This window comes from Limosilactobacillus alvi, assembly GCF_016900115.1.
In the GTDB taxonomy this organism is placed as follows: domain Bacteria; phylum Bacillota; class Bacilli; order Lactobacillales; family Lactobacillaceae; genus Limosilactobacillus; species Limosilactobacillus alvi.
The window spans coordinates 1-234 of record NZ_JACJJQ010000137.1; the positions used below are offsets into that span (position 1 = coordinate 1).

Annotated in this window: 1 protein-coding gene; it reads right to left on the bottom strand. The window is 59.8% G+C overall.

Annotated elements, in window-relative coordinates:
- Positions 1 to 231 (bottom strand): glycine betaine ABC transporter substrate-binding protein (locus H5993_RS09385; protein WP_338033151.1); only part of this gene is annotated, 231 nt, incomplete at its 3' end.
- Positions 232 to 234: the final 3 nt, after the last annotated feature.

A 234-nucleotide genomic window follows, 5' to 3' on the forward strand; every position in this document is an offset into this window, starting at 1 on the left:
GATGGCATTCTTGGGATCATCGAGATCGCGTACCGGGTAGGCGTCATAGGCCCAGTGCGGCCGCCAGAGGGTGACCGCGACGTTACTCCCTGCCTTGGTGGCTTTCTGGAGCTGGGCCAGCATCGCCGGCGTCGACGAGGTCTTGAGGGTGATGTTCGACAACCCGTACATCGGCAGTGTCTGATTAGCGATGGTCTTCGTCATCTCGGCACCCGGTTCGATGCTGTAAATGAC